Annotated in this window: 17 protein-coding genes and 3 pseudogenes; 8 read left to right on the top strand and 12 right to left on the bottom strand. The window is 37.4% G+C overall.

All coding sequences use genetic code 11. From position 1 onward, the window contains the following. Positions 1-673: pseudogene (locus tag MKL51_RS20430) on the bottom strand (IS5 family transposase); the annotation flags it as partial. Positions 674-819: 146 nt separating this feature from the next. Here MKL51_RS20430 and MKL51_RS20425 point away from each other — a divergent pair. The 5 genes from MKL51_RS20425 to MKL51_RS20400 all read left to right on the top strand — a co-directional run bounded on the left by MKL51_RS20425 (position 820) and on the right by MKL51_RS20400 (position 8,749). After that, positions 820-1,452 carry a hypothetical protein gene (locus MKL51_RS20425; RefSeq protein ID WP_227518639.1) on the top strand — a complete coding sequence of 211 codons (633 nt, stop codon included), beginning with the start codon at positions 820-822 and terminating at the stop codon, positions 1,450-1,452. Next, the gene (locus tag MKL51_RS20420; RefSeq protein WP_005249577.1) at positions 1,449-3,629 is read left to right on the top strand and encodes a hypothetical protein; all 2,181 of its coding nucleotides are present in this window, start codon (positions 1,449-1,451) and stop codon (positions 3,627-3,629) included. The genes MKL51_RS20425 and MKL51_RS20420 overlap by 4 nt, the downstream gene beginning before the upstream one ends. Beyond that, a complete protein-coding gene (locus MKL51_RS20415; RefSeq protein ID WP_068534631.1) occupies positions 3,626-6,583 on the top strand; it encodes a site-specific integrase in 2,958 nt (985 codons plus the stop codon). Before MKL51_RS20420 ends, MKL51_RS20415 begins: the two co-directional genes overlap by 4 nt. Positions 6,584-7,182: 599 nt before the next feature. After that, a complete protein-coding gene (locus tag MKL51_RS20405) occupies positions 7,183-7,485 on the top strand; it encodes a helix-turn-helix transcriptional regulator (protein WP_000364388.1) in 303 nt (100 codons plus the stop codon). A gap of 4 nt (positions 7,486-7,489) precedes the next feature. Next, positions 7,490-8,749, top strand: coding sequence for a type II toxin-antitoxin system HipA family toxin (locus MKL51_RS20400; RefSeq protein ID WP_057089991.1), 1,260 nt, complete (start codon positions 7,490-7,492; stop codon positions 8,747-8,749). A 262-nt stretch (positions 8,750-9,011) separates the two neighbouring features. On the opposite strand, the pseudogene MKL51_RS20395 reads toward MKL51_RS20400, so the two are convergent. The 5 genes and pseudogenes from MKL51_RS20395 to MKL51_RS20375 all read right to left on the bottom strand — a co-directional run. Continuing rightward, positions 9,012-9,170: pseudogene (locus MKL51_RS20395) on the bottom strand (nuclear transport factor 2 family protein); the annotation flags it as partial. Between the two features lie 28 nt (positions 9,171-9,198). Further along, entirely contained in the window at positions 9,199-9,576 is a 378-nt protein-coding gene (locus tag MKL51_RS20390; RefSeq protein ID WP_005079563.1) for a ribonuclease E inhibitor RraB, read from the bottom strand. A gap of 126 nt (positions 9,577-9,702) precedes the next feature. Next, a complete protein-coding gene (locus tag MKL51_RS20385) occupies positions 9,703-10,368 on the bottom strand; it encodes an RluA family pseudouridine synthase (protein WP_005079564.1) in 666 nt (221 codons plus the stop codon). A gap of 111 nt (positions 10,369-10,479) precedes the next feature. Beyond that, the gene (locus MKL51_RS20380) at positions 10,480-11,181 is read right to left on the bottom strand and encodes a DUF1003 domain-containing protein (protein ID WP_005079566.1); all 702 of its coding nucleotides are present in this window, start codon (positions 11,179-11,181) and stop codon (positions 10,480-10,482) included. A gap of 80 nt (positions 11,182-11,261) precedes the next feature. Then, entirely contained in the window at positions 11,262-11,765 is a 504-nt protein-coding gene (locus MKL51_RS20375) for a DUF2867 domain-containing protein (RefSeq protein WP_005079567.1), read from the bottom strand. A gap of 608 nt (positions 11,766-12,373) precedes the next feature. Between MKL51_RS20375 and MKL51_RS20370 the strand changes: the two genes are divergently transcribed. Further along, positions 12,374-13,075, top strand: coding sequence for an SDR family NAD(P)-dependent oxidoreductase (locus MKL51_RS20370; protein ID WP_017399753.1), 702 nt, complete (start codon positions 12,374-12,376; stop codon positions 13,073-13,075). A 137-nt stretch (positions 13,076-13,212) separates the two neighbouring features. On the opposite strand, the gene MKL51_RS20365 is transcribed toward MKL51_RS20370, so the two are convergent. Further along, positions 13,213-13,656, bottom strand: coding sequence for a hypothetical protein (locus MKL51_RS20365; RefSeq protein ID WP_031945095.1), 444 nt, complete (start codon positions 13,654-13,656; stop codon positions 13,213-13,215). Positions 13,657-13,692: 36 nt separating this feature from the next. Between MKL51_RS20365 and MKL51_RS20360 the strand changes: the two are divergent. After that, a pseudogene (locus tag MKL51_RS20360) lies at positions 13,693-14,049 on the top strand (SDR family NAD(P)-dependent oxidoreductase); the annotation flags it as partial. Positions 14,050-14,083: 34 nt separating this feature from the next. Here the strand turns inward: MKL51_RS20360 and MKL51_RS20355 are convergent. Genes MKL51_RS20355 through MKL51_RS20345 form a run of 3 tightly spaced genes read right to left on the bottom strand, consistent with a single transcriptional unit; the run spans position 14,084 to position 18,897 of the window. Further along, positions 14,084-14,971, bottom strand: coding sequence for a hypothetical protein (locus MKL51_RS20355; protein ID WP_005804793.1), 888 nt, complete (start codon positions 14,969-14,971; stop codon positions 14,084-14,086). Positions 14,972-14,996: 25 nt separating this feature from the next. Further along, complete coding sequence (locus tag MKL51_RS20350) at positions 14,997-16,091, bottom strand: DUF2515 family protein (RefSeq protein ID WP_005079574.1); 1,095 nt, start codon at positions 16,089-16,091, stop codon at positions 14,997-14,999. Continuing rightward, positions 16,084-18,897: a type VI secretion system Vgr family protein gene (locus MKL51_RS20345; protein ID WP_017482332.1), complete on the bottom strand. Its 2,814-nt coding sequence runs from the start codon at positions 18,895-18,897 to the stop codon at positions 16,084-16,086. The genes MKL51_RS20350 and MKL51_RS20345 overlap by 8 nt, the downstream gene beginning before the upstream one ends. A 261-nt stretch (positions 18,898-19,158) precedes the next feature. Here MKL51_RS20345 and MKL51_RS20340 point away from each other — a divergent pair, with 261 nt between their 5' ends. Then, positions 19,159-19,851 carry a tetratricopeptide repeat protein gene (locus tag MKL51_RS20340; RefSeq protein WP_025468543.1) on the top strand — a complete coding sequence of 231 codons (693 nt, stop codon included), beginning with the start codon at positions 19,159-19,161 and terminating at the stop codon, positions 19,849-19,851. Positions 19,852-20,181: 330 nt separating this feature from the next. Here MKL51_RS20340 and MKL51_RS21095 read toward each other — a convergent pair whose 3' ends face one another. Together MKL51_RS21095 and MKL51_RS21090 are read right to left on the bottom strand one after the other, a co-directional pair. Next, positions 20,182-21,024: an IS3 family transposase gene (locus MKL51_RS21095; protein WP_230445321.1), complete on the bottom strand. Its 843-nt coding sequence runs from the start codon at positions 21,022-21,024 to the stop codon at positions 20,182-20,184. Between the two features lie 32 nt (positions 21,025-21,056). Next, the gene (locus tag MKL51_RS21090) at positions 21,057-21,566 is read right to left on the bottom strand and encodes a helix-turn-helix domain-containing protein (protein ID WP_002120495.1); all 510 of its coding nucleotides are present in this window, start codon (positions 21,564-21,566) and stop codon (positions 21,057-21,059) included. Between the last annotated feature and the right edge of the window lie 50 nt (positions 21,567-21,616).

Raw genomic sequence — 21,616 nt, 5'->3', positions numbered from 1 at the left:
GCATTTTTTCTAGGTGGAATCACCGCATGCGCTTGCCGATCTGCAATGACCTGACGGCATTGCTTGGTGTCATAAGCTCCATCGGTATAAACAGAATCAATCCGCTCATCTTGTGGAATCTGATTAAGTAAATCACCAAGCACCTGTGAATCACTGACATTATTGGTTGTGAGCTGAATAGCGCGTATTTGTAGGGTTTTGGCATCTATACCAATATGTAGTTTACGCCATTGGCGACGATATTCAGGTCCATGTTTCTTGCGTTTCCATTCGCCCTCACCTAGAAACTTCATCCCTGTAGAGTCCATGAGTAGATGCAGCCCATCGCTACTTTTTTGGTAGCTGATTACAATATCAATATGCTTTTGTCTTCTACAAAGCGTGGTGTAAGAATATCACTGATATTCGGGGCTGCTCATCCGCAAAGTTTAATCAGACTTTGCACAAAGCCAGTAACCATACGTAAAGACAGACGGAATAAGGATTTAATCATTAAGCAGCATTGGATAGCTGCGTCGGAGTAGATTTGATTTCGCCCTTGTTTGCCTTTTGATGGCGCATACCATTGCGTAGCAGGATCAAACCAAATGGCAATATTTCCGCGACTCATGAGTGCTCGGTTATATGCGGGCCAATTGGTTGTGCGGTAGATTTTGTGTGTAGGCTTCTTCATTTGAAAATTATATCGCTGAAAAAGCCTTTACAGATAGGTTTGTGCAACAAAGCCCTAAAAAGATTAAAAACACTATATATAGTGAAATTTACAATTTATTAACACAATATAGGGTGCGCAACCCTTGACTCTCCTATAAAAAATACGTGAATATTATAGCTTATTTTTCAGCCACTTGGCATAAATATGGGGAGACATCAGCATATGTCTATAAAAAAAAAGCTATTAAAAGTCATCGTGTATCTTCAAAAAACTTACAATTAATGTGTTATCCAAAATGTATGCATGCCTACCAAATCTGGATTGCTCTATTTTTTCAGCTTAATGAGAAACAGCAAAACTATCACTTGAATTTAACTTTTAAACAGAATATCGAAATTCCTCTTCTGACAACAGACAAAGCTGATCACTATTTTTTTAGTAGTCATTTCAGCTGGATCTATGCTTATTTTTACAATAAGTATAAAACTGAATTTACGTTTAGAGCTTATGAAAAAAATAATTCCTACGAATTCACTATCATGGCTTTAAGCGAAGTAAAGGCATTACTATGTTCCGGATTACATCACTCAATTCATGGCTTAGATATCATCGCACATTGGCTAAATGAACAATACTTAGCCGCACATCTTCAGGAAGTTTTCGGTCAGGAAGTTCTAACTATCAATCATCTACGAGAATTATCAGGGCTGTCTAAATCCAAAAGTCCAGTAAGTCCTATTTCAAATTATGCTGGTCCACTTTCATTAGAAAAAATTCTGGCTGGAATATCATCATGAACGGATATAGTTACTTAGAAGATACTCAAGAATTAAAGCTTGAGCCGTTTCGAGAATTCTATCAAACACTAGCAGAAGCAAAGCTGGAAAATTATCAGGATTCTATCAAACTCAATGAGTTCATTAAACCTACTAAAATTATTGAACTTAACAATATTATAAATCAAAAACTTGTAGAACAATCAATCAGTGAATATCCTCTCGTTCATTATCTTATTGCAGTCATTAATACGCCTTCAGCATATCAAGCTAATGCCCTGAAATGGGCCATTTTTAATACTCGATGTATTGAATTGCTTGATAGCAAAGAACATGCAGCCACTGTAGCTAACCTCTGTAGACGTTTTCGTTTAGCCAGCAAAAAACAGGAATACCATTGGCTTTATAACTTATTACCACCTCTCCCTATTGAGTTGGAGGATCTTCTTAAGTTTTTAAATAAAGCTGAAACAGAGAATAGAGAGTTACTTAACCGCTCCACACCAAATTTAGATGAAAAACAAATTGGCCAGCTGGCAAATCTACGTGTCATCTATCAATATGTCTTTACTCAGTCTGAACGTTTAAAACGAAATCGCCAAAGCAGTTCAGGTGCCAAAGAAGCTCCTCAAACTGATGTTCAAAAGATATCAAGAATATCTCTCGATGATGAACAAACGTATCAGACTCATTTTGAACAAGGTACAGCTAAACAACCACGCGAAGATAAAACTATAGAAAAAGTTGAAGATCATAATTTTGAATTTAACTCACTAGAGCAATGTTCTATCACAGCTCAGATCAATAATCTCAAAAATCAAATTCTGCATCAAAACAAGAATGAGCTAATGAGCAAGCCGAATCCTCGGGTCTTCGATTTGCCTACCGCACAGTACATTATGCAAATTTTATTAGAACAGGCAGAAAATTCTCCAATTCATACCCTGCTTTTATTTTCAGTCCTCAGTCTTACTCATTATAAAGATCTGCCGGTATTTCAAAAAAATTTACGAGTCAGTACAAAAAACAAAGAAGTATCACTGCAACCCCAAAAATGTTTCTTTAAGCAAAGCTTTGAAGTCTCTAAATTCAAGGATTTTGTTTTAAGAAAACATCGGTTGAATACCGTGAATTCTTTTACGATTCCTCTGCCTCAATATTATCTGGAAAATCTAAGTCAGTTGAAAAAAATGGATGGTGTTGAGATTGATTCCAAGATACAGGAGTATTTACAAAAAATTAATAAAGGGCTGACCTTCCAGTTAACAACACAAAATCTTCCGCGCTTACTCAGTGATATTGCATTGAATGAACTTGAGTATGAACTGGAAAGCAAATTGCTTAATGGAGAAAGTGTTCAGCACTATATTCCATGCCATTACTCTTCAACACAAATCGTGGATATTATTAATATTTATACTCAAATTCTAACTTTGACTGTTCCTCAGCTGGAAACTGAATATCTTGAAGAATTCAGTAACCCGCATTCTTTTGGTAGTCAGCAGACACCTAATCTACCATTTGTTAAATCATTTTTTCACCAGCTTGACCAACGAGTGAGGGAACATCCGAATCCTTTTGAGACTTTAAAATATTATTCAATCTGGCTATGGCATATTTGCATGCTGATAACGTCAGCACGACCAAGTGAGTCCTTCCCGCCCAATCTAGATTATATTGACCTCGACAATCAATTGATGGCTGTTGCAGATAAAGAGCAGCGTTATTCGGGCACCATTGGACGATATCTACCGTTTAACGATTATCTTCGTGATGAAATACAGCATTACCTAAAATATTTAAAACACTTTCTCTACCTCACAAAAGCCTATCTGTCCAATGAACAAGTACAAGCAATCCATGAGGTCTTCGAGGGTGAACGCCCCTTTCTATTATTTTACGATCCACAAGGATATATCCGAAATTTAGAACTTTCTGATATTCAAAAATACTGTACAGAAATAGCCCTTCAGCGCAATTGGACCCGCCACTTTGCTCGTTATTTTTTTGCACAAGACTGCAATGAAGATGTAGTTAAAGGCATCTTTGGTCATGACGAAGCAATGCAGGGACTGTTTGACCGCTATTCAGCTTTTCAGGCGACTGATTACGATCAAATCAGAACAGCACAAGATAAGCTAATTGAAATATTAGAGCTTAAAAGTATGTCGACATTCAACGGGATCATGATTAAATGAGCAGACATCCACACTCCCTAAAACGACAAAAAAAACTTATAAAAAATAAGGAATTTCTTCTTAAATTATTTAGTGAGAAATGCCTAGAGCTTACACCTGAAAACTATTCCGATGTATATAGACAAGTCGATAATCAACTTTTGGAAAAGTACAAATCTAATACTCGTAGTCATAAAATGGCACGCTTAGAATTCGCGAAATATATCAAGCGTTTTAATCGTTTATCAAATCAAAACTACCCTATTCCTGCAACACCTGTTCGTCATGAAAGCCCCCCACCCCAACAAAATATTGAGACTTTAAAACATGGTAAAAGGGTGACTCAATTTGCCAAAAATTTGATTGCTCACTGGACAGAACATAATGACTTCAGTCCAACTCAATCCCTCGCTTTTTGTTTGATCAGCACAATATTATTTAATGGCATTTATAATGAGAACGAACTACAAAAGTTTTTAAAAATCATTTTAAAAACTAAGAAATTTCAAAGCTTTTCAAACCTAAATCATATTGTTTCACTTGAGATCCCGAACCGGCATTTCGGTAATCAGCGTATAAATAACCTGAATTTTTCAGTGAGCTATACAAAAACGTTTGTGTTAAACGATATTGTGAAATGCTGGATCTACAGACTAAAACATCAAAAATTTGATTTATTTTCAGATATTGATGACGCAGAACAAGTGATCAACACTTGCATCATCGAATGCTTTCCTGAGGAAAAGGTACGTTATAAAGACCTGTTAAAATATGGTTTTTACTACACACAGTTCCTAAAAAACAGTGGACTGGATCAAATGTCCATTTGTATCTTAAAAAATGAAATTTACAGTTCCAGTCCTCTCGAAAAACAATTAGCAGCTTATTTTATTCAGCCTGAACCCACGCCTACCCATACGATTCAGGAAGTTTATGAAAACCCTCAAGACCAGTCTAAAGTCACTATTGCATTAGATGTTGCCGATATTTTAGTAGAAATACGTCAAGCTATTCGTGCAAAAAACTATAGCGATCAACTCATAGAATTATATGCCAGAGAACAATCTTCAGCCTTGGAACGTTTGCTGCTGTGGAGCATTCTACGCTCAAAATTAACGGAACCTCAACTGGACCTTCTCAATCATATTATTCAGCAGCAGCAACGATTTAAGCGCAAGCTTATACGTGCAGATTTTAAGCCGCTCAAGCAAAGTTCTCTGAAGACCATGTTTTCACAGTTTGCAGTCCATTGGCTGCAGGCAACGCAAGACAAAGATATTTCATCATTTTCAGATGCTGATTTTGAAGATCTGTATGGAGAAATGCTTTTATTAAAGAAAGAAACAACTAGAGCGACTTTACAAAAACGTCTACAGGAGTTTCATCACAAACAGACCTTATTCTTTAACGCACCCACTATCGATCTAGATAATTTAATCCAGGTAAAAATCTGCAGAACCGCATTGATCTCGCCCCATATTTTTCACCACATGCTAGAGCAGCTCGAAAATACTCAAGATATTTCGATTCAGGATAAAAATATATTTAAACTGATTTTTATTCTAGGATTCAGAGTCGGACTACGGATCAATGAAACATTGAATATCTTCGTACGTGATCTATTTATTAGTGAAGATGCTGTGATACTCACCATTCGCAACAATCGCAATAAAAATCAAAAAAGCTACTCAGCTTACCGCAAGATTCCCCTGCATCATCTACTTAAAGCCGACGAATTACATGCATTTAAAACATACAGTCAGAATAGAAAACGTCTGCTAAAAGAACAAGGAAAATCAGTTGCACACCCGCTGTTTTTAAAACAGTCCTTAGAAGAAACTCATGAAAATGAAGTGAATTCCCTATTGAAACAATTGATCCAGCCAGTTTTTGGAGAACACAATTTTACTTACCATAGTCTGCGCCATTCTGCATTTAATCATCTTTACCTGATTTTAAAAAACTCAACACTTTCAGATGCATTTACTGACTATAGCCCACATGAGCAATTACGTATCCGTTATGCATTGTTGCGAAACAGAAATACTCAGCAAACCTGGTATGCACTTTCTCATTTTGCCGGGCACCTAACCCCTGACACGACCTGTTCAAACTATCTGCATTTAATGCATCTAGCAATTAGCTACCAGCTGAATCAAATGCACAGCCCGCTTCCTAAAGAAGCCTATTTTAACATTCTGAAACATGATGATGCCATTAAATATCCTGTTCAGCAGCGGGCGATCAAACAGTTTTTATTTCATCAACTCACTAAAGACCGTTACAGGCAACATGATCATCAATTTCAACTAGGTCAACAGAAATCGCCTGATTCACTGATGCTAGGAGCTCATGACTCAGAGATGACTTTTGAATTATTGCATCACATTCTTGCAGTAGAAAAAGAACAAGACCTTATGTTACCTGAAACTATTCCTTTGCAAATCGCGCAAAAATTACGTGCTAAAGCCCAGCATTTGAAAACCTCCTGTGTAAACCAAAAAAAATCATCGAGGTTATTTACCACAGATTTTTTAAGGAAAACTCCGAATGCATTGGTCACCATGTTGCCAACCAATCAGGAGGAAAAAAAGGTCATTCAACATGTTCAGGAGCGTTATGCAAATGTACAAAGTAAATACAAAAAACAGCTTCATACAATCTACTCAATTTATCTTGAAAAAGCTCAGCCCAATTCAGCCCAGTTAATTTTTGAACTCAATGAAAAACGGCAACTGAAGAAACTTCTTTCTTTTATTCATAGCTTATTTCCCAAAAAATATCTTCATTTAGAACTCTCTCAGCAGAGCAAAACAGAGCTCAAAAAGACATTACAGGATTTAACATTACGGGCAGAAAACTTCAGCCTGACTGAAAATGAAAGGCGAATTAAGTTCTGCTTCAAGGATAAAGATGCAAAAGCACTTGGGGTATTCAAGTTACTGATGTATCTGATGATAGTTTCTCATCTTTAATGCAAATTATTGGATAAGTTTGCCACGCATTCTTATTCGTGGTTTACCAGTCATTCCTGTAATGATTTAATATAGACTTCCAAGCGTGAGTGGTAAAATTAATCATCTTAAAGAGCAATAACTGTTTGTCCCACTAGCCAAATAATGTCTGTCCAAGTTAGCACAAAATTTAATGATCATTTAAACAAGAATTTGCAGTATTAGTTTACAATTCGAAGTGAATAAAAAGCATAAATTGCCGCAGCACAATGAAATTGAAGAAATATTTCCAGAATATGATGAATAAGTTGTGAATCGGTACCCAATAAGTTATCAGAAAAGATAAAACCCTGCCCAACCTCATTGCTCCAAACCACTTGTGCCAAATATTCCAGATTAACCTGATAGCAAATACTGGTTCCTCGCGACATCAGGCGAAACTGATTAAGCTTAAAGCAGGTTGTTAGACTCTATTAAATTGTAAATGTCTAATTAGACTTTTTTAGTCTAATTAGATCTAATCAGGCCAATTAAGCACCCTCCTTACATCAAATGGTTTATTTCTATAAATCCATTATTTTGTGTTTTAATAGATATATATAGATATAAGGCCCAATATTATGGATTTAAAATTCAAAAAGCCTGAAGAGGTTGTCACGTTATTATGTGAAAGGCTTCGCAAAGAACGACTTTATCTGGAAATGACTCAGGCAGACGTCGCTACACGTGCTGGTATTAGTGTGAATACAGTATCTAATCTGGAAGCCGGTCGAAATGTTTCATTTGAAAATTTAGTACGCGTTGCCATGGTATTGGGCCGATTAAAAGAATTAGAGGAACTCTTCAAACCTCATTTAAACAGTGTAAATGACATTCTCCGCTATGAGAGCAATACGGCTCGCCAACGTATCAAAAGGAAATAAGTCCATGCTCAAAAAACTTAATGTTTACTACAATGGATGGGGTGAATATTGGCTTTGGGGTACACTGGTCTCCTCAACCGCAATCACAGGTCGGCCATTAATTGCCTTTGAATACAGTGCAGAAGCGATCAGTAAAGGTTTAGAACTTTCCTCTTACCTACTTCCATTAAAAGGTGACTCATTAAGAACGAACTTTCCTACACATCAAATGGGATTGCCAGGTCCTATATATGATGCCCTACCCGATGGTTGGGGCATGCTTCTTATGGATCGCTTATTTAAAAAAAATGGACTCAATCCAGCACGGATTGGGCCATTAGAACGACTCACGTATATTAATACACATGCAATGGGGGCATTATCCTTTGAACCTTCAGCACCTGAGTTAGCATTAACTGAAAATACTCCACTGATTAAACTCGCTCAAGAAGTTCAGCAAGTTCTCAAAGGAGAAGGTGCAGAATTTTTACAGCATTTATTAATTATGGGTGGATCTCCACAAGGTGCAAGGCCAAAAGCACTCGTCTATCGTGATCCTGTCACCAACGAATTCTCAACAGTTAGCTCACATCAACATGAAGCTTGGCTGATCAAATTTCCCGCTCAGCAAGAGCATCCTGAAGTTTGTGCAATTGAAGCTGTTTATGCAGAATGTTTGCGTCATTGTCATATTGATACCCCTGACACTCAATATTTTACTCTTCCGAATGGATTAACCGCATTTGCATCAAAGAGATTTGACCGCCACGATGGCATGCGTATCCCTATGCAAAGTTTAGCGGCCTTCACCGGAGCTGATTTTAAATCACCAGGGAGTTTAGACTACAGTAACTTTCTTCGCGCTGCACACTTTTGCACCAATGATGTTCGCGAAAAAGCAATTGCATTCAAGCGAGCTGTTTTCAATGTAGTCTTCAATAATCGAGATGATCATTGCAAAAACTTTTCATTTCTGATGTCCCAAAATGGGCAATGGAAACTCTCCCCTGCTTATGATGTTACTTTCTGTGAGGGGCCAGGTGGATATCATCAAATGGATATCATGGGTGAGGCACTGGATATTCCTCGACAAGCTCTTGTAAAACTTGGTACTCAGGAAGCGGAACTTTCTGCCCAAGAAGTCGATGAAATTATTGGCTCGATTTGTAAGGTTGCAATCCGATTCAGCAATATCGCTCATGATCTATTACCTGGACAAATTCAAACAGAGACTCTCCAGATGATCCAAAATAGGATTGAGCATAATATTCATTTATTGAATTGAATATAAAAAAATTTCATGAGGATCAAGAATCATTATATTAAATTATATAATGTTGTTGTTTCTCATGAAAATTCGCACCAAAATACAGGTGACTTTTATAGACTAAAATTTCCAATATGAAGTGACCAAAATACCCTTAAATGATCTAAATTGCTAAAAATTTCAACCCACTAAAAACTACACACAATCAATTAAATCATATACTTATAGTTAACATCATTTAATGGCATAAATCTCGGTGACCTTGCCAAGGTTGGGGTCTTTCACGCATCCCTTCCCTCAAAGAAGTCGCATCACCCGCATAATAAGGGTTGTGATGCTTGAAGTTCGGCGCAGTGTAATTGCTGTAAGCTTCATCGACTTCACCAGCTGCGGCAAGCTCTAAAAACCGTACTGCAATTTGTTTTTGAGATAAGTTCATGATTATCTTCTACTTTTTATTTTAGACCTTACTGCAACAGGTCATCTTCTTCGTCTTCCTCGAAGACATAGGCCATACAGCCCCATCCATCATATTCGCCCTGAAATTTCTCAGCGATGCTGGCAAACCATTGTTCCAAGTCAACAATGTCTGAATACTCAGGTTCCATGTTAACGAAGATAGTAATCACCCATTCATTTGGCTCAACAGAGTCATCTTGAAAAAGTGAAACTTTTTGTTCTTGATAAAGCAAATACAGCGCACATTGCTCTGCATTTTTCTGATCATGAAAAGCAATAGAAAATTCAATTTCATGCAGCTCGGTTAAGTCATCCCCATCTTCAGCCATTTGCCAAAGTACGTTGCCGTTATCGTCATCTGGAAATTGTTCGTAGTCACGAGTCATAAAATGTTCCTTGTTGTTGTCGCAGTATTAATATTATTCGACATCAAGAATACCCGACTTTTATTGCAGTTTGGGTATATATTCCGTTCCCAATTGCATCAAATTAATTTTTTAATTATATAAATTTTAAAAAGGCACTTGTGACTCAATCACTACATCCGTTCCATTTAAGGGATGTTGGAAAGCCAAATATGCGGCATGTAAGGCCATGCGGTTTAAGCGAAAACGTTTAGGCTCAGGGTGATATAACTTGTCCCCCATAATCGGATGTCCTATATGCATCATGTGCACACGTAGCTGATGTGAACGTCCTGTTACTGGTTCAAGTAATACTCGACTTTGATTGTTCTTTTCATCATAAATGAGTGGTTGAAACAAGGTTTTAGCATGTTTTCCTAATTCAAAATGTACAATTTGTCTTGGGCGATTTTCCCAGTCAGTAATGAGAGGAACTTCAACGCTGCCCTCTTGTGCGACTTGGCCTTGCACCAACGCAATATAATGCTTTTTAACTGTTCTGGCCTGAAACATTTTACTTACAGCAACTTCTGCATCACGATGCTTGGCAAACATAAGTAAGCCCGACGTCGCCATATCTAAACGATGCGTCACTTTAGCCAAAGGGAATTTTTCTAACACCCGTAAATAAGCACTGTCATGATGCTCTGGTAAACGGCCCATTACCGACAACAAACCCGCAGGTTTATCAACCACAATTAAATCGTCATCTTCAAATAGAATTGAAAGTGGATCTTGTGGTGGAGCGTAAACAAAGTTGTCGTTTAAAGGCATGGTCGTAGAAGCAGCAATGGAGCATGGCGGCAAATCATAAAGAAATTTCGGTTCTACCGCAAAATAATCTATAACGCTCTACTCATGTTCCACGTGAAACTCAGAAAATCTTTATCGTTTTTTATTCATTTCAGCCAAAAGATCGAGCTGAATTTCTTGAATATGCGCAAGTCTTTCCCATTGATGCGACAAAAGATGATCCATTTTTTCATGCAAATGGCGAATCTCAAGCTCGGCTTTTAAATTAATCTGGTAGTCATGTTGAGAACGTAAGCGGTCTTTTGCTTCTTGGCGATTTTGGCTCATCATAATAATAGGCGCCTGAATTGCAGCTAAACATGACAATACTAAATTCAGCAAAATAAAGGGATAAGGATCAACAGGCCGTACTACCATTACGACCGTATTTAGAATAATCCAGCCTGTCAAAAATAGAGCAAAGCAAATAAGGAAAGCCCAACTTCCTCCAAATGATGCGATTTTATCTGCCAGTTTTTCCCCAAACGTCCATTTTTGATCAAAGTCGGATTCGGTATTTCGGCTAATTAGCTCGTGGCGTTGCATACTGCCAATCACTTCATTTTCTAAATTAGAGAGTTCACCCTTTTCTGAGCGTAATAGCGACTGCACATATTTAATTCGATAATCTGCCAGATCGGCCCGACAAATAAAACTTGAGTAATTCCAATCTGGATAGTCTTTTAAAATTTCGTCGCTAATCACATTACGGATGACTTCACCAGACACTAGATCTTTTAAAGAAAAATTTTTCCCACAAACGGCGCACTGCCGACACTGATTTTTATTTTCCATATTATTCAGCTCTTTATTATGATAATAAGATTATTATATAAACAATTTTGGCTGATCACATCGTAAATAAAAATAGTAATCTAACCTAAAATCTGTAAAGTCGCTGGTACGATTTTTCGATGGGCAGGAATTACAGGTAGCATATACAATCGCCCAAGCCAATTTTTAATATGCACTATTGTAGTTACGGTAAGCACTTGGGTATCTTCATTTTTATAAATAGATAAAGTCACATTTAAGTGCTTGTCATCGTCTCCAATCACTAATTCATTTTCGGTACGCTGCAAAAAAGTAAAAATTCCAATTCGGTCACCTGCCACATACTCATTTTCTTTTTTATGAGTATCAATCTGCTTAAAACTTCCTAAATCTTTAAGCCCAATCTTTGAAGTAATTTTATTACGCATATTCATGCTCCACTCTATCCACTGCGGAGTGTGCTGAAATAGCTTAATAAGCTGCTCAAATACACTTAGATCAGGTTGACCAAGCACAATGCTCCACGAGTCGTGGAAGTAGGCATTGTTCAATTGAGATGAGATTTGACTGTCAGAAGGTAGCGAAGAAAGATAAGGCTTATTCATAAATTATATTCTTGTAAAGTATCGTTTTTATTATAGAGAATTTTTTAGGGTGTCAAGGGAAAACATCTATGGTTTACTTCAACAATCATAACTTTGTAAGTTATAACCTTGTGCCTATAAACTTTTGATCTATAGCGTCCTAAGCCGAATCGAGACCTTTTGGGTGAGTACACACTAACGTTATACGTTTTGGTGCATGCTACTCTTTTCGATCCCTATCACACCCTTGAGATATAGTTTAGCCACCACCCTGCGGGATTGTTTTTCTAAGAAAAGCGAATTTTTATTATTTTTGGGATTTTTTACAACATTAAGCCAATTTAAAAGAATTTATTCCCATTTAAACATAATTAGTTAAATTTAAATTCCACTTTATTTGTATTTTTCGGTTTATTTTACCAAGAAAATTTTTTAAGCCAAATTGGAAGTTCGTTCAACCGCGCATGTTTAGCCCAATAACTCATGTAAAGCTGACTCCCTAATCCCCGCTTTTAAGCATTTTTATTCTTTGAGTACTATTCTTAGAGATAACTTTTGCGCTTGAATACATTATAAAAACATATTATAAACTATTTCTAACCAAATAATTGGTTTTTTGGAACTTTATAATGAACAACAATATTATAATTTTTGGTTATGGAACGGGTATTTCCAAAGCCGTAGCACATAAATTTGGTAAAGAAGGCTATAAAATCGGTTTAGTGGCACGTAATGCTGAAAAACTCGAAAAAGCCATTTTAGAACTTAAAACACAAGGTATTGAAGCTTACGCTTTTGCATGTGATTTAGCGGTTCTTGAAGATATACCAAATCTTATTAATCGTATTAAAGACCGATTAGGAGAGATTAAAAATATTCATTGGAATGCTTTCCATGATATTGAAGGAAATATCTTAGAAACCCCTCCACTAGAGCTTAGTAAAAGCTTTCATATTCGTGTTTCGAGCTATATTGCGACGGTTCAAACTTGCTTAGGTGATTTAGAGAAGAACCACGGCAGTATTTTATCAACAAATGGAATTTTTGCTTTCGATGCAGTGGGTATCGACTTGGTTGCCAAAGAATATTCATCCTTAGCAACCACCGCTGCCGCTCAATACAAAGCCACCAACTTGCTTGCTCATAGTCTCGCTGACTCAAATGTTTACGTAAGCCAAGTGATTGTGAATGGCTTTGTTGATGGAACACCGGGCACACAAGATAAGACCTACACAGTACATCCAGAAACCATTGCAGAGCAGTTCTGGTACTTACACCAACATAAACAAGAAACAGTTTCTCTTTGTGGAGAAGCCATTCAAGCGGCTTAAACTATTTCTTATGACAGAAGAAGCGTAATCAATTACGCTTCTCTGATAAATAAATAAACCCGCTTTGGCGGGTTTATTACATTTCTAGTTCTCAACTTAATAAATTATAGATCAAATTTAGCACCAACAAATTGATTTTATTCAAAATTAGCATTCGTCAACTTTACTTTATTTGATTGATAAGCATCATTTGAGTAATTTTTTCTTAATTCGATTCTACATTCAGTATCAATTTTTGCTTTTTTAATATCGACTGAACAATCATCATTTTTACATATTTCGACATGTGCCATATATTTATATAATTGATTATTAATTTCTTCTGAATCTAAGTCTACTCCACCTCTTACCATAAACTGATTTTCCAAACAATTTAGCTTAGAAATAGGAAATGCATTTTTTTCAGAAATTTCTTTTAAAGAAGAAGAGCTTGTAACAAAACCTTGGTATGTTTTTTCTCCACTATACATAGATTGGAAATATTTAAATTTTCCAAAATTAATATCGGTAGATTGATAATCTATATTTTTAGAAGTACAACCAAATAATAAAAATATCCATATACATGATAAAAATTTCATTTTACTTGAACCTTTTTTAATTCGGCTTGCAATATTTGCTCTGGTGATTTAGAAAAGAATCATGGCAGTATTTTATCGACAAACGGGATTTTTGCTTTCGATGCAGTTGGCATCGACTTTGTTGCCAAAGAATATTCATCCTTAGCAACTACAGCTGCCGCCCAATACAAAACCACCAACTTACTTGCTCATAGTCTAGCGGACTCAAATGTTTATGTGAGCCAAGTGATTGTGAATGGTTTTGTTGATGGGACATCTGGAGCACAAGATAAGACCTACACGGTACATCCAGAAACCATTGCGGAGCAGTTCTGGTACTTACACCAGCATAAGCAAGAAACTGTTTCCTTTTGTGGTGAAGCCCATTCAAGCTGCTTAAACTATTTCTTATGACAAGAGAAGCGTAATCAATTACGCTTCTTACAGCTTATTGCACATAAGGCCAAATATCTGGGTCTATATAGCTCTCATCTATATGGTAACCCTCTTTTTTCATATTATTTTCTTCAGTTTTACGGGCTTTCTTATTATTGGCAACTTCAGTTTCAAATGCTTGCTTTAACTGCTCTGAATTCATCTTATCTGTATCAGATATAGCATTTCGTCCTGCATATTTAAAGTTCTCAAAGCTATACCTCACCATATACTGTTCTTTTTTATCATCTTGATACGTTTGTTGAAGGCTAATACTTAATTCTGCATCACCATTGTATAAGTTAAATACGAGTCTATTTGTTTTCGATAAAATGTCCTGCCATTCTTTAAAACTTAATACATAAGTCGGATCGATAACCTTACCCATCGTTTCATTCATATGCTTAAAATTATCTTGCTTATCAATTCGAGCACTAAAAGGTAAAAAATATTGCTTCCATTGTTTGTCATTAATCTGATGTACTAATTTAGTATAAGCAGTATAGGCTTCTTGGCTCGTGGTATATTCATTTGGATGTAAGCTAGCATTAATGTCCATGATTTGAATACCATCATTGCTTCGTCGAGCTACTTGTGTACCTAGCACACTGATCACATTTTCAATTTCTAAATTACTCTTTTCAGTAATCACACGTACTCGACCTAGTTTTGGTGGAGTCCAATCTAATGATAAAAAATTCATCCCTGCAGGCTGACGATCAACTGGCGTAGTACTATTTTTACTAAAATCCTGCATGCCTTGTTCACCAAAATGAAGGGCTATTACATCTTGATTTTGGTTCATCGACTTATTTCCTTGGGTAGTATTATTTGCGGGCTTACAAGAAGTTAAAAAGATGCATGTAATAATGCAGATAAATAAAGATAAATAGTTTTTCATGATAAGTTTCCAGCCTTGTCTAACATCACACCTTCCCTTCATTACTACTTGAATGTATTTTAAAATCGGCTTTACTATTTCCCCATTTAGAAATGGTTTTCAATTCTTGTTGTAAAAATGGCCGACCTTTTTCATCAAGCATTAAACGGTGATATTTTTCAGCTGCTTTACCAATCCATTTCATACGACTATCATAATCTTCAGCAATCGTATCCTTGAGAGGAGCAATATAGACATCCTCTTTTAGCTCTACTAATTGATCAGCTTTACTACCTGTATAATTACCAAACCAATTCTTTTTTACCGCGTCTACACTATAATCACTTGATAGAACAAGTGTGGCATCTGGCATACCTATAAACCAACGTTGCATCCACGCGCCAAATTTAACTGATGTATTTTCCCAAACAACAACTTGAAGAATATTATGTTGCTCCTGTACAGCAATAAACATTAAATGCGCAAATAAATCATCTTTAGCAATTTTAAATTTTTTTTGTTCACTTTTTTCATTCGCAAAAGCTTTCTCAATTTCAGGTAATAGAGCAAAAGCCTTTCTAATTTCTTTTGTCGCTTTTAAATTTTTAATACTAGGTAAACACGATGACCATGGCAAATTCATTAATGCTGGCTTAACAAATTTGAATGTACTTGTATCTCGTGTATCTTTACAACTCTTAAAAGATTCCGAAGATACACTCCAAGCTAAATGCCAAGGAGCAATATCCATAAACAACCACAAATTGCCACGAGCAAAAAGATTTATAGCCTCTTGTACACCGACATTATAGCCAAGCAGACTCCCCCAATGCTTGAATATAGTTGCAACTGTTTTTGAGGCAAAGGCTCCTAAGCCCATCCAATAATATCGTCCTAGTAGATTTTTATTCCCACCGAGCTCTATTTCTAAAAATATTTTGGCATATACAGAGGCAATTCTTCTTGCTCTTGCCTCATATCCTGGCTCAAGTTTATAGTTATTCGCTCTTTGTAAATTAGATAATCTCTTGATCGCTTCTTGCTGATATATTTCCCAAAATGTCAAACAGTCACAGTGAGCATCCTTACAACTATGTTCACTTATGTTCGTTTTACTGTTCCAATCTAAACTGTTAGACATTTTTACTTCCTTGCGCTGGATCTACCCAAACTTCGGCTTCATCTACTGTTTCTAGATCCAACCATAACAAATCGAGCTTAAGCCCCTGTTCTTTAGGGCTATGTATTTCTTTGGTTTGACCTTTCTTATCTGAGTTAGCAAAAATTTCTTTACCTTCAGAAGATATCTTGTAATCAACAAATGAAAGTGGTCCACCTGAAGGTAATAACATCTTGAACCTCTCATTATAGGCTTCATAAGCAGGTAACCCTTGAAGGTTCATGCCTACTTCAGCTCCTCCTTTAAACAAATGCTGTCCAGCCTTCACCTCAAACTTGCCGCTCGTAGTCATAAAAATGCCCGAACCGGTAATTTTGACTTGAGAACCGCCTGCGGTGAGTACAATTTCTTTGGCTGCGGTCGCTTCGATTTTGTCTTCAGTCGAAATCACCTGAACAGCTTTACGGGCAATCAAATCTGCTCCATCGCCTTGCGCTTGTATCTCAACTTTGCCTTTGCCTGCATAGAGTCTTGCCCCTTCTTGAGCTGCAAAAAGACTAATTTTATTTTGGGCATGTGCAATCAGGTTCTTTTGGGTAGACAGATTAATGCTGTCTCCAGCAGTTTGGTTTAGCTGCCCATCTGCGGTTAAGTGAATGTCTTCGTTACTACTCAACGCGACACTATTCGGACTTGCCAGCAGCATAATCGCTTCTTTAAAGGTTTTGGCTTTTGCGTTGTCTTGCTGCTCAAGTTTTTCAATAAAAGATTTTAAGTTTTCTAAATTTTCTAACGGGTCAGTTTGCTGATTTTTAGCAACTTCACTGAGTGCCTTGGCATTGTTGAGGCCGCCTTCTATTTGTTGCTTAGCCTCATTTGCATCAAGGTGTACACCTTGAGCTTGATCCTGTTTGTGGGTACTAACGAGTAAACCACTGCCAGCTCTTACTGCGCCCCACTGGTCTGTTCTTAGTTCGAAGCCTTCACCACGACCTTCACTCTCCGCCTTATCTTTTGGATGGCTTAAGTTACCCAAGTTGAGCTGGCTTGCCGCATGACTACTTTGTAGCTGGGCACTGATTTGCCCTGTGGTGTCATCAAAACGTAGCTGGTTAAAGCCTTTACCGTCGACTTCTTCTGAGCGGATGCCGCTGAGTTTTTTAGTGTCAGGTAGCTGGCCTTTTTGGTCAAACTGCGTTGGGTGACGTTCGGCTTCATGAATACGTCCGACTACAAATGGGCGGTCAATGTTACCGTCAAAGAAGTCGATCACCACGATCTCACCAACACGTGGCAAGAAGCGTGCGCCATAACCTGCGCCTGCCCATGGAGTCAGTACATCGACCCAAGCGGAGTCAGTGTCATTGTCGTTACTTCCAGCTCCACCGTCATGGCTATGTTCGTCAGTTCGGGTAAACAAGAAACGGACTTTAATGCGCCCCCACTGGTCGACATGGATGCTTTCGCCTTCTAGTCCCACCACTTTAGCGCGCTGCGGGTAAGCGGCTGGTCGGTGTTCTAGCGGGCTATATTCAGGGACAGCTTTAATGTTGCGTCGAACAACGTTCAGTTCAGCAAAGTGGCGCTGCTCAGGGTTTTGGTTGTCGAGTTCGGCTGCGTTGAGTTTGTCTTTGGGCAACAGACGCTCAAGTTGCTGTTGTAATTCTTTTGGTAAATTATTCTGGTTGTAGTAGTGCTTGCTTAAAATTAAGAATTCTTTATCGGCACTGTCATGTTGGTCGAGTTCTGGATGGTCATTGAGTTCAAACCAGTAACCCACCTGTGCATCACGGATGTTACCTGAAACGGTAAATTGTTTAGAACTCAGGTGATGGTAAGCATTAATGTGCTGGTTAAGCTGTTCAATCTGGCCATTGCCTGAAGCAGTGGCTTGGTCTTCACCGTTTAAGTCCTGCATCCAAGCGGGGCTAACATGCCATGCATCTTCAAGGTTTAGGCTAGCATTGTCATAGTGTTCGCTGTGCTGCTGTTTACCTTGTACGCTGCCACTGCCTTCTTCTTGCTGGAGGGCATCGGCTTGCCAGCGTTGCACATGAACAGAAGTCGGTTGTAAGCGGCGTTCAGCCGTGACTTGGGTAATGGTGTCGAACTGTTCTGTCGCACTGCTGCGTTGGTAGCGGAGACTACGGCGTTCAAGCGCCTGATAATTTTGGTTATCGTCAATTAAACGTAACACTTGTGGCTGAATGGAAGCATTCGGGTCAGTGACAAAAAGTTGCGATTCATCGACCAACCAGTTAATGCCTTCACTACGCCATAAACGGGTTAAAAAGTCATAATCGCTTTCGTTTGACTGCATCACAAATGGACGCACATCATAGTCTTTGGTTAAGCCAGATGTGTCGAGTGTTAAGCTTGCGGCAAATAACGGGCTTTTCCCCTGCCATTCTTTAAATAGAATTTCGCTAATATCGCGCACGCTTTTGTTCATAAACACGCGGCTATTACGGCGTTTATGCCAGAGTGCAGTTGGGTCTTTTAAGGTGAGGTTATAAATGGTGAGTGAGCCGTCGCTTTGCCCTTGGCTCGCTTCGGTAATAATGCCCGTGGTTCTAAAGAACTGGCCTGTATCGGTGACTTGATCTACGGCAACCTGACAGCCAATAAATTGTTTTAATGCAATATGTGCGTTTGTCGATAGACACAGTAACTCAGCAACGCTACCTTGATTGAGGGTATGTTCACCCTCAATGCGTTGCAAGAAAACTTGCTGATTTAAAGACTGATTTGAGAATTGGATATGAACAGCGCGATTTTGTGAAACAAGGCCTAAACGCTCCAATATACTCGACACACTCATCTGCATTTTTATTATCAATCAAACTTATATTTAGGCCGCATTTTAATTAAAAAAAGACTAATCTGTCTATCTATACTCATTTTCAAAATGTAACTAGTCTAAATATGCAGTTTTAGGTTAATTTTTTATTAAATAGGTATTTAAACCGTAAAATCAGATCATTTTAAAGCACTATAAACCAACCAAATATATTTAATATTTTTCTTTTATATTCAAATAGATATTGAAGAAAACAACTACTCAAATTAATAAAATGCAGGATGAGATATGAAAATAAAAAATACTACTTTTTATATATTTACGATGATTTTCTCTCTTCATTCTTCAGCATTTGCTGAACCGAGCGTGGCCGATATTCAATATCGTGCAGAACAAGGACAATCCGTTGCTCAATATCATCTGGGGATGATGCTTTTAAGTGGCGAACAAGGCGTTGTTAAAAACTATGAGCAAGCGTTTAAATGGCTAACTGTGGCTGATCAAAATGGAAGTATGGGGGCAAAATATAGTTTAGGGATGATGTATTACACAGGCACGGGCGTCGAAAAAGATGCCAAGCGCGCTTTTGATTATTTTACTAAGGCTGCGGCCAAGGACCATGCGAAAGCACAATATAACTTAGGGGTGTTATATGACAGAGGTGAAGGAACTGCGCAAGATTATGGAAAGGCGTTTGAATGGTTTAGTCGTGCTGCCAAGCAAGGCTACCCACCCGCAGAATATAATTTAGCTCATCTATATAAAAAAGGTCACGGCGTCTCACAAAGCGATGAGCAAGCACTTAAGTGGTACACCAAAGCGGCTGAGCACAATGAAAGCGATGCTCAGTACAACTTGGCCCAGATGTATTTAAATGGTGAAGGCACACCGAAAAACCTACAACTGGCAAAGAAATGGTTTCAGCACGCTGCCGATGCAGGCGATGTAGATGCGAAAGAAATGCTTAAAAGTTTAGAATAGGCAGCTATCTCTATAATATTTTATTTATAAGATACTGAACCCTATTATTAATAAGATTATTTTATTATTTATTTTTTCTAATTAAATATAAATATTAATCCTATTATTTTAAAAATACATTTAGTTTTATTATTAAATCAAAAATATTTTAAACATTAAATTGACGTAATTAAAATCACCGATTATTATCTCGTTGCTGGCCTACATTGCCAGACGGTTTTGACAGACCGTAACTAGTAGCGGGTTATAGTTCTACTATAATTCGTTAGACCCTTGCGTCCCCTTTTCTTTGCGGTAGGATGATCTGACCCCATAAAGTTGGACAGTTAGTTAAGCAGTTTTTAAAAACTGGTTTCTATATTGTACAGGGGATAAACCTTGTAGCTTCACCTTGATTCTCTCATGATTATAATAATGAATGTACTCTCGTATAGTTTTCTCTAACTCATCAGTTGATTGAAATTTTTCACCATGAAAGCACTCCGATTTTAATATTCCAAAGAAGCTTTCTATTACAGCATTATCTAAGCAATTTCCTTTACGAGACATACTTTGAATTAAACCATGTTGCTTTAATTGCTGTTGATAATGAGCCATTTGATATTGCCATCCTTGATCTGAATGGAGAATTGGTTTCTCATGTCGCTTAAGTTTAGCTAAAGCATGAATGAGCATATCTTTCACTAACTCATAATTGAGTTTACGTTGGATCCGGAAGGTAATAATTTCCCCATTAAATAAATCTATAATTGGTGATAGATAAAGTTTTTCACCGTTAACATTAAATTCCGTCACATCAGTTGCCCATTTCTGGTTGGGACGGTTCGCTTTAAATTGCCGTTGCATAATGTTATCGGCCACCATCCCGACACAACCACTTTTATATGAGCGATATTTTAGTGCTCTGATACGTGATTTAAGTCCCATAGTTTTCATAAGACGATATACACATTTATGGTTGATTATTATTCCTGTACTTTTCAGAGCAAGAGTAATTCTACGATAGCCATAGCATCCCTTATGCTTGTGATATATGGACTTGATCTGCTGTTTTAACTCAGTATATTTATCCTTAGAGCGTACAGCTTTCATGTGATAGAAATAAGTACTACGAGCGATCTTGGCAATACTGAGTAAGAGCTTTAATGGATAAATTTGCCTTAATTCTGAAATAACTTGAACACTGTCTGCAGTAGAAATTGAATTTAGGTACGTTGCTTCAGTTTTAAGGCTTTTAGCTTTTTTAAAAAGGCAACCTCTGCTCGTAAAGCGGTCACTTCATCAATGAGCTCCTGCTGAGATTTATCTTTGTCATCTTTTACAGACTTGGTTATTTTAGTTTTATCTTGTTTAAGCATATTGGTATAAATCCTCGTGGTATTAAACCCAGCAATCCCTTCTTTATGATACTGAGCTAGCCACCTTCTTAAAATTGACGTCCCGCTCAGATTTAACCGTCTTCTAACTTCTCTTACCGGTATCTTATCAAGAAGCATTTGTACAGCCTTGATTTTAAATTCGGAAGAGTAGTAGGTTTTTTTAGTTTTAACATTCAGGCCATCTTCACCTTGTGCCTTATAGTTTTCAATCCATAAGCGGATGGTTTGGAGATCTACATTAAATTCTTGTGAAAGGATTTTATATCCTTTACTTCCCTCTAAATAAGCTTGAATGACTTTTAATTTTAACTCTTTTGAATGCTTCGGAATTGGCATAGAGCACACCTCATAAGTTTTAAAAGTCTAACTTATGGGGTGCAGTTCAG

It is taken from the genome of Acinetobacter sp. AOR18_HL, assembly GCF_027855145.1.
GTDB classification, from domain to species: Bacteria; Pseudomonadota; Gammaproteobacteria; order Pseudomonadales; family Moraxellaceae; genus Acinetobacter; species Acinetobacter pittii.
The sequence above is the reverse complement of the archived record's forward strand: the minus strand, read 5'-3'. Positions and strand labels throughout refer to the sequence as shown.

Coding starts and splice junctions, on each gene's coding strand:
- MKL51_RS20355 (WP_005804793.1), bottom strand. CDS start 14,971: ATGAAAAACTATTTATCTTTATTTATCTGCATTATTACATGCATCTTT.
- MKL51_RS20370 (WP_017399753.1), top strand. CDS start 12,374: ATGAACAACAATATTATAATTTTTGGTTATGGAACGGGTATTTCCAAA.
- MKL51_RS20365 (WP_031945095.1), bottom strand. CDS start 13,656: ATGAAATTTTTATCATGTATATGGATATTTTTATTATTTGGTTGTACT.
- MKL51_RS20420 (WP_005249577.1), top strand. CDS start 1,449: ATGAACGGATATAGTTACTTAGAAGATACTCAAGAATTAAAGCTTGAG.
- MKL51_RS20385 (WP_005079564.1), bottom strand. CDS start 10,368: ATGCCTTTAAACGACAACTTTGTTTACGCTCCACCACAAGATCCACTT.
- MKL51_RS20415 (WP_068534631.1), top strand. CDS start 3,626: ATGAGCAGACATCCACACTCCCTAAAACGACAAAAAAAACTTATAAAA.
- MKL51_RS20380 (WP_005079566.1), bottom strand. CDS start 11,181: ATGGAAAATAAAAATCAGTGTCGGCAGTGCGCCGTTTGTGGGAAAAAT.
- MKL51_RS20375 (WP_005079567.1), bottom strand. CDS start 11,765: ATGAATAAGCCTTATCTTTCTTCGCTACCTTCTGACAGTCAAATCTCA.
- MKL51_RS20345 (WP_017482332.1), bottom strand. CDS start 18,897: ATGCAGATGAGTGTGTCGAGTATATTGGAGCGTTTAGGCCTTGTTTCA.
- MKL51_RS20340 (WP_025468543.1), top strand. CDS start 19,159: ATGAAAATAAAAAATACTACTTTTTATATATTTACGATGATTTTCTCT.
- MKL51_RS20405 (WP_000364388.1), top strand. CDS start 7,183: ATGGATTTAAAATTCAAAAAGCCTGAAGAGGTTGTCACGTTATTATGT.
- MKL51_RS20350 (WP_005079574.1), bottom strand. CDS start 16,091: ATGTCTAACAGTTTAGATTGGAACAGTAAAACGAACATAAGTGAACAT.
- MKL51_RS21090 (WP_002120495.1), bottom strand. CDS start 21,566: ATGCCAATTCCGAAGCATTCAAAAGAGTTAAAATTAAAAGTCATTCAA.
- MKL51_RS20390 (WP_005079563.1), bottom strand. CDS start 9,576: ATGACTCGTGACTACGAACAATTTCCAGATGACGATAACGGCAACGTA.
- MKL51_RS20400 (WP_057089991.1), top strand. CDS start 7,490: ATGCTCAAAAAACTTAATGTTTACTACAATGGATGGGGTGAATATTGG.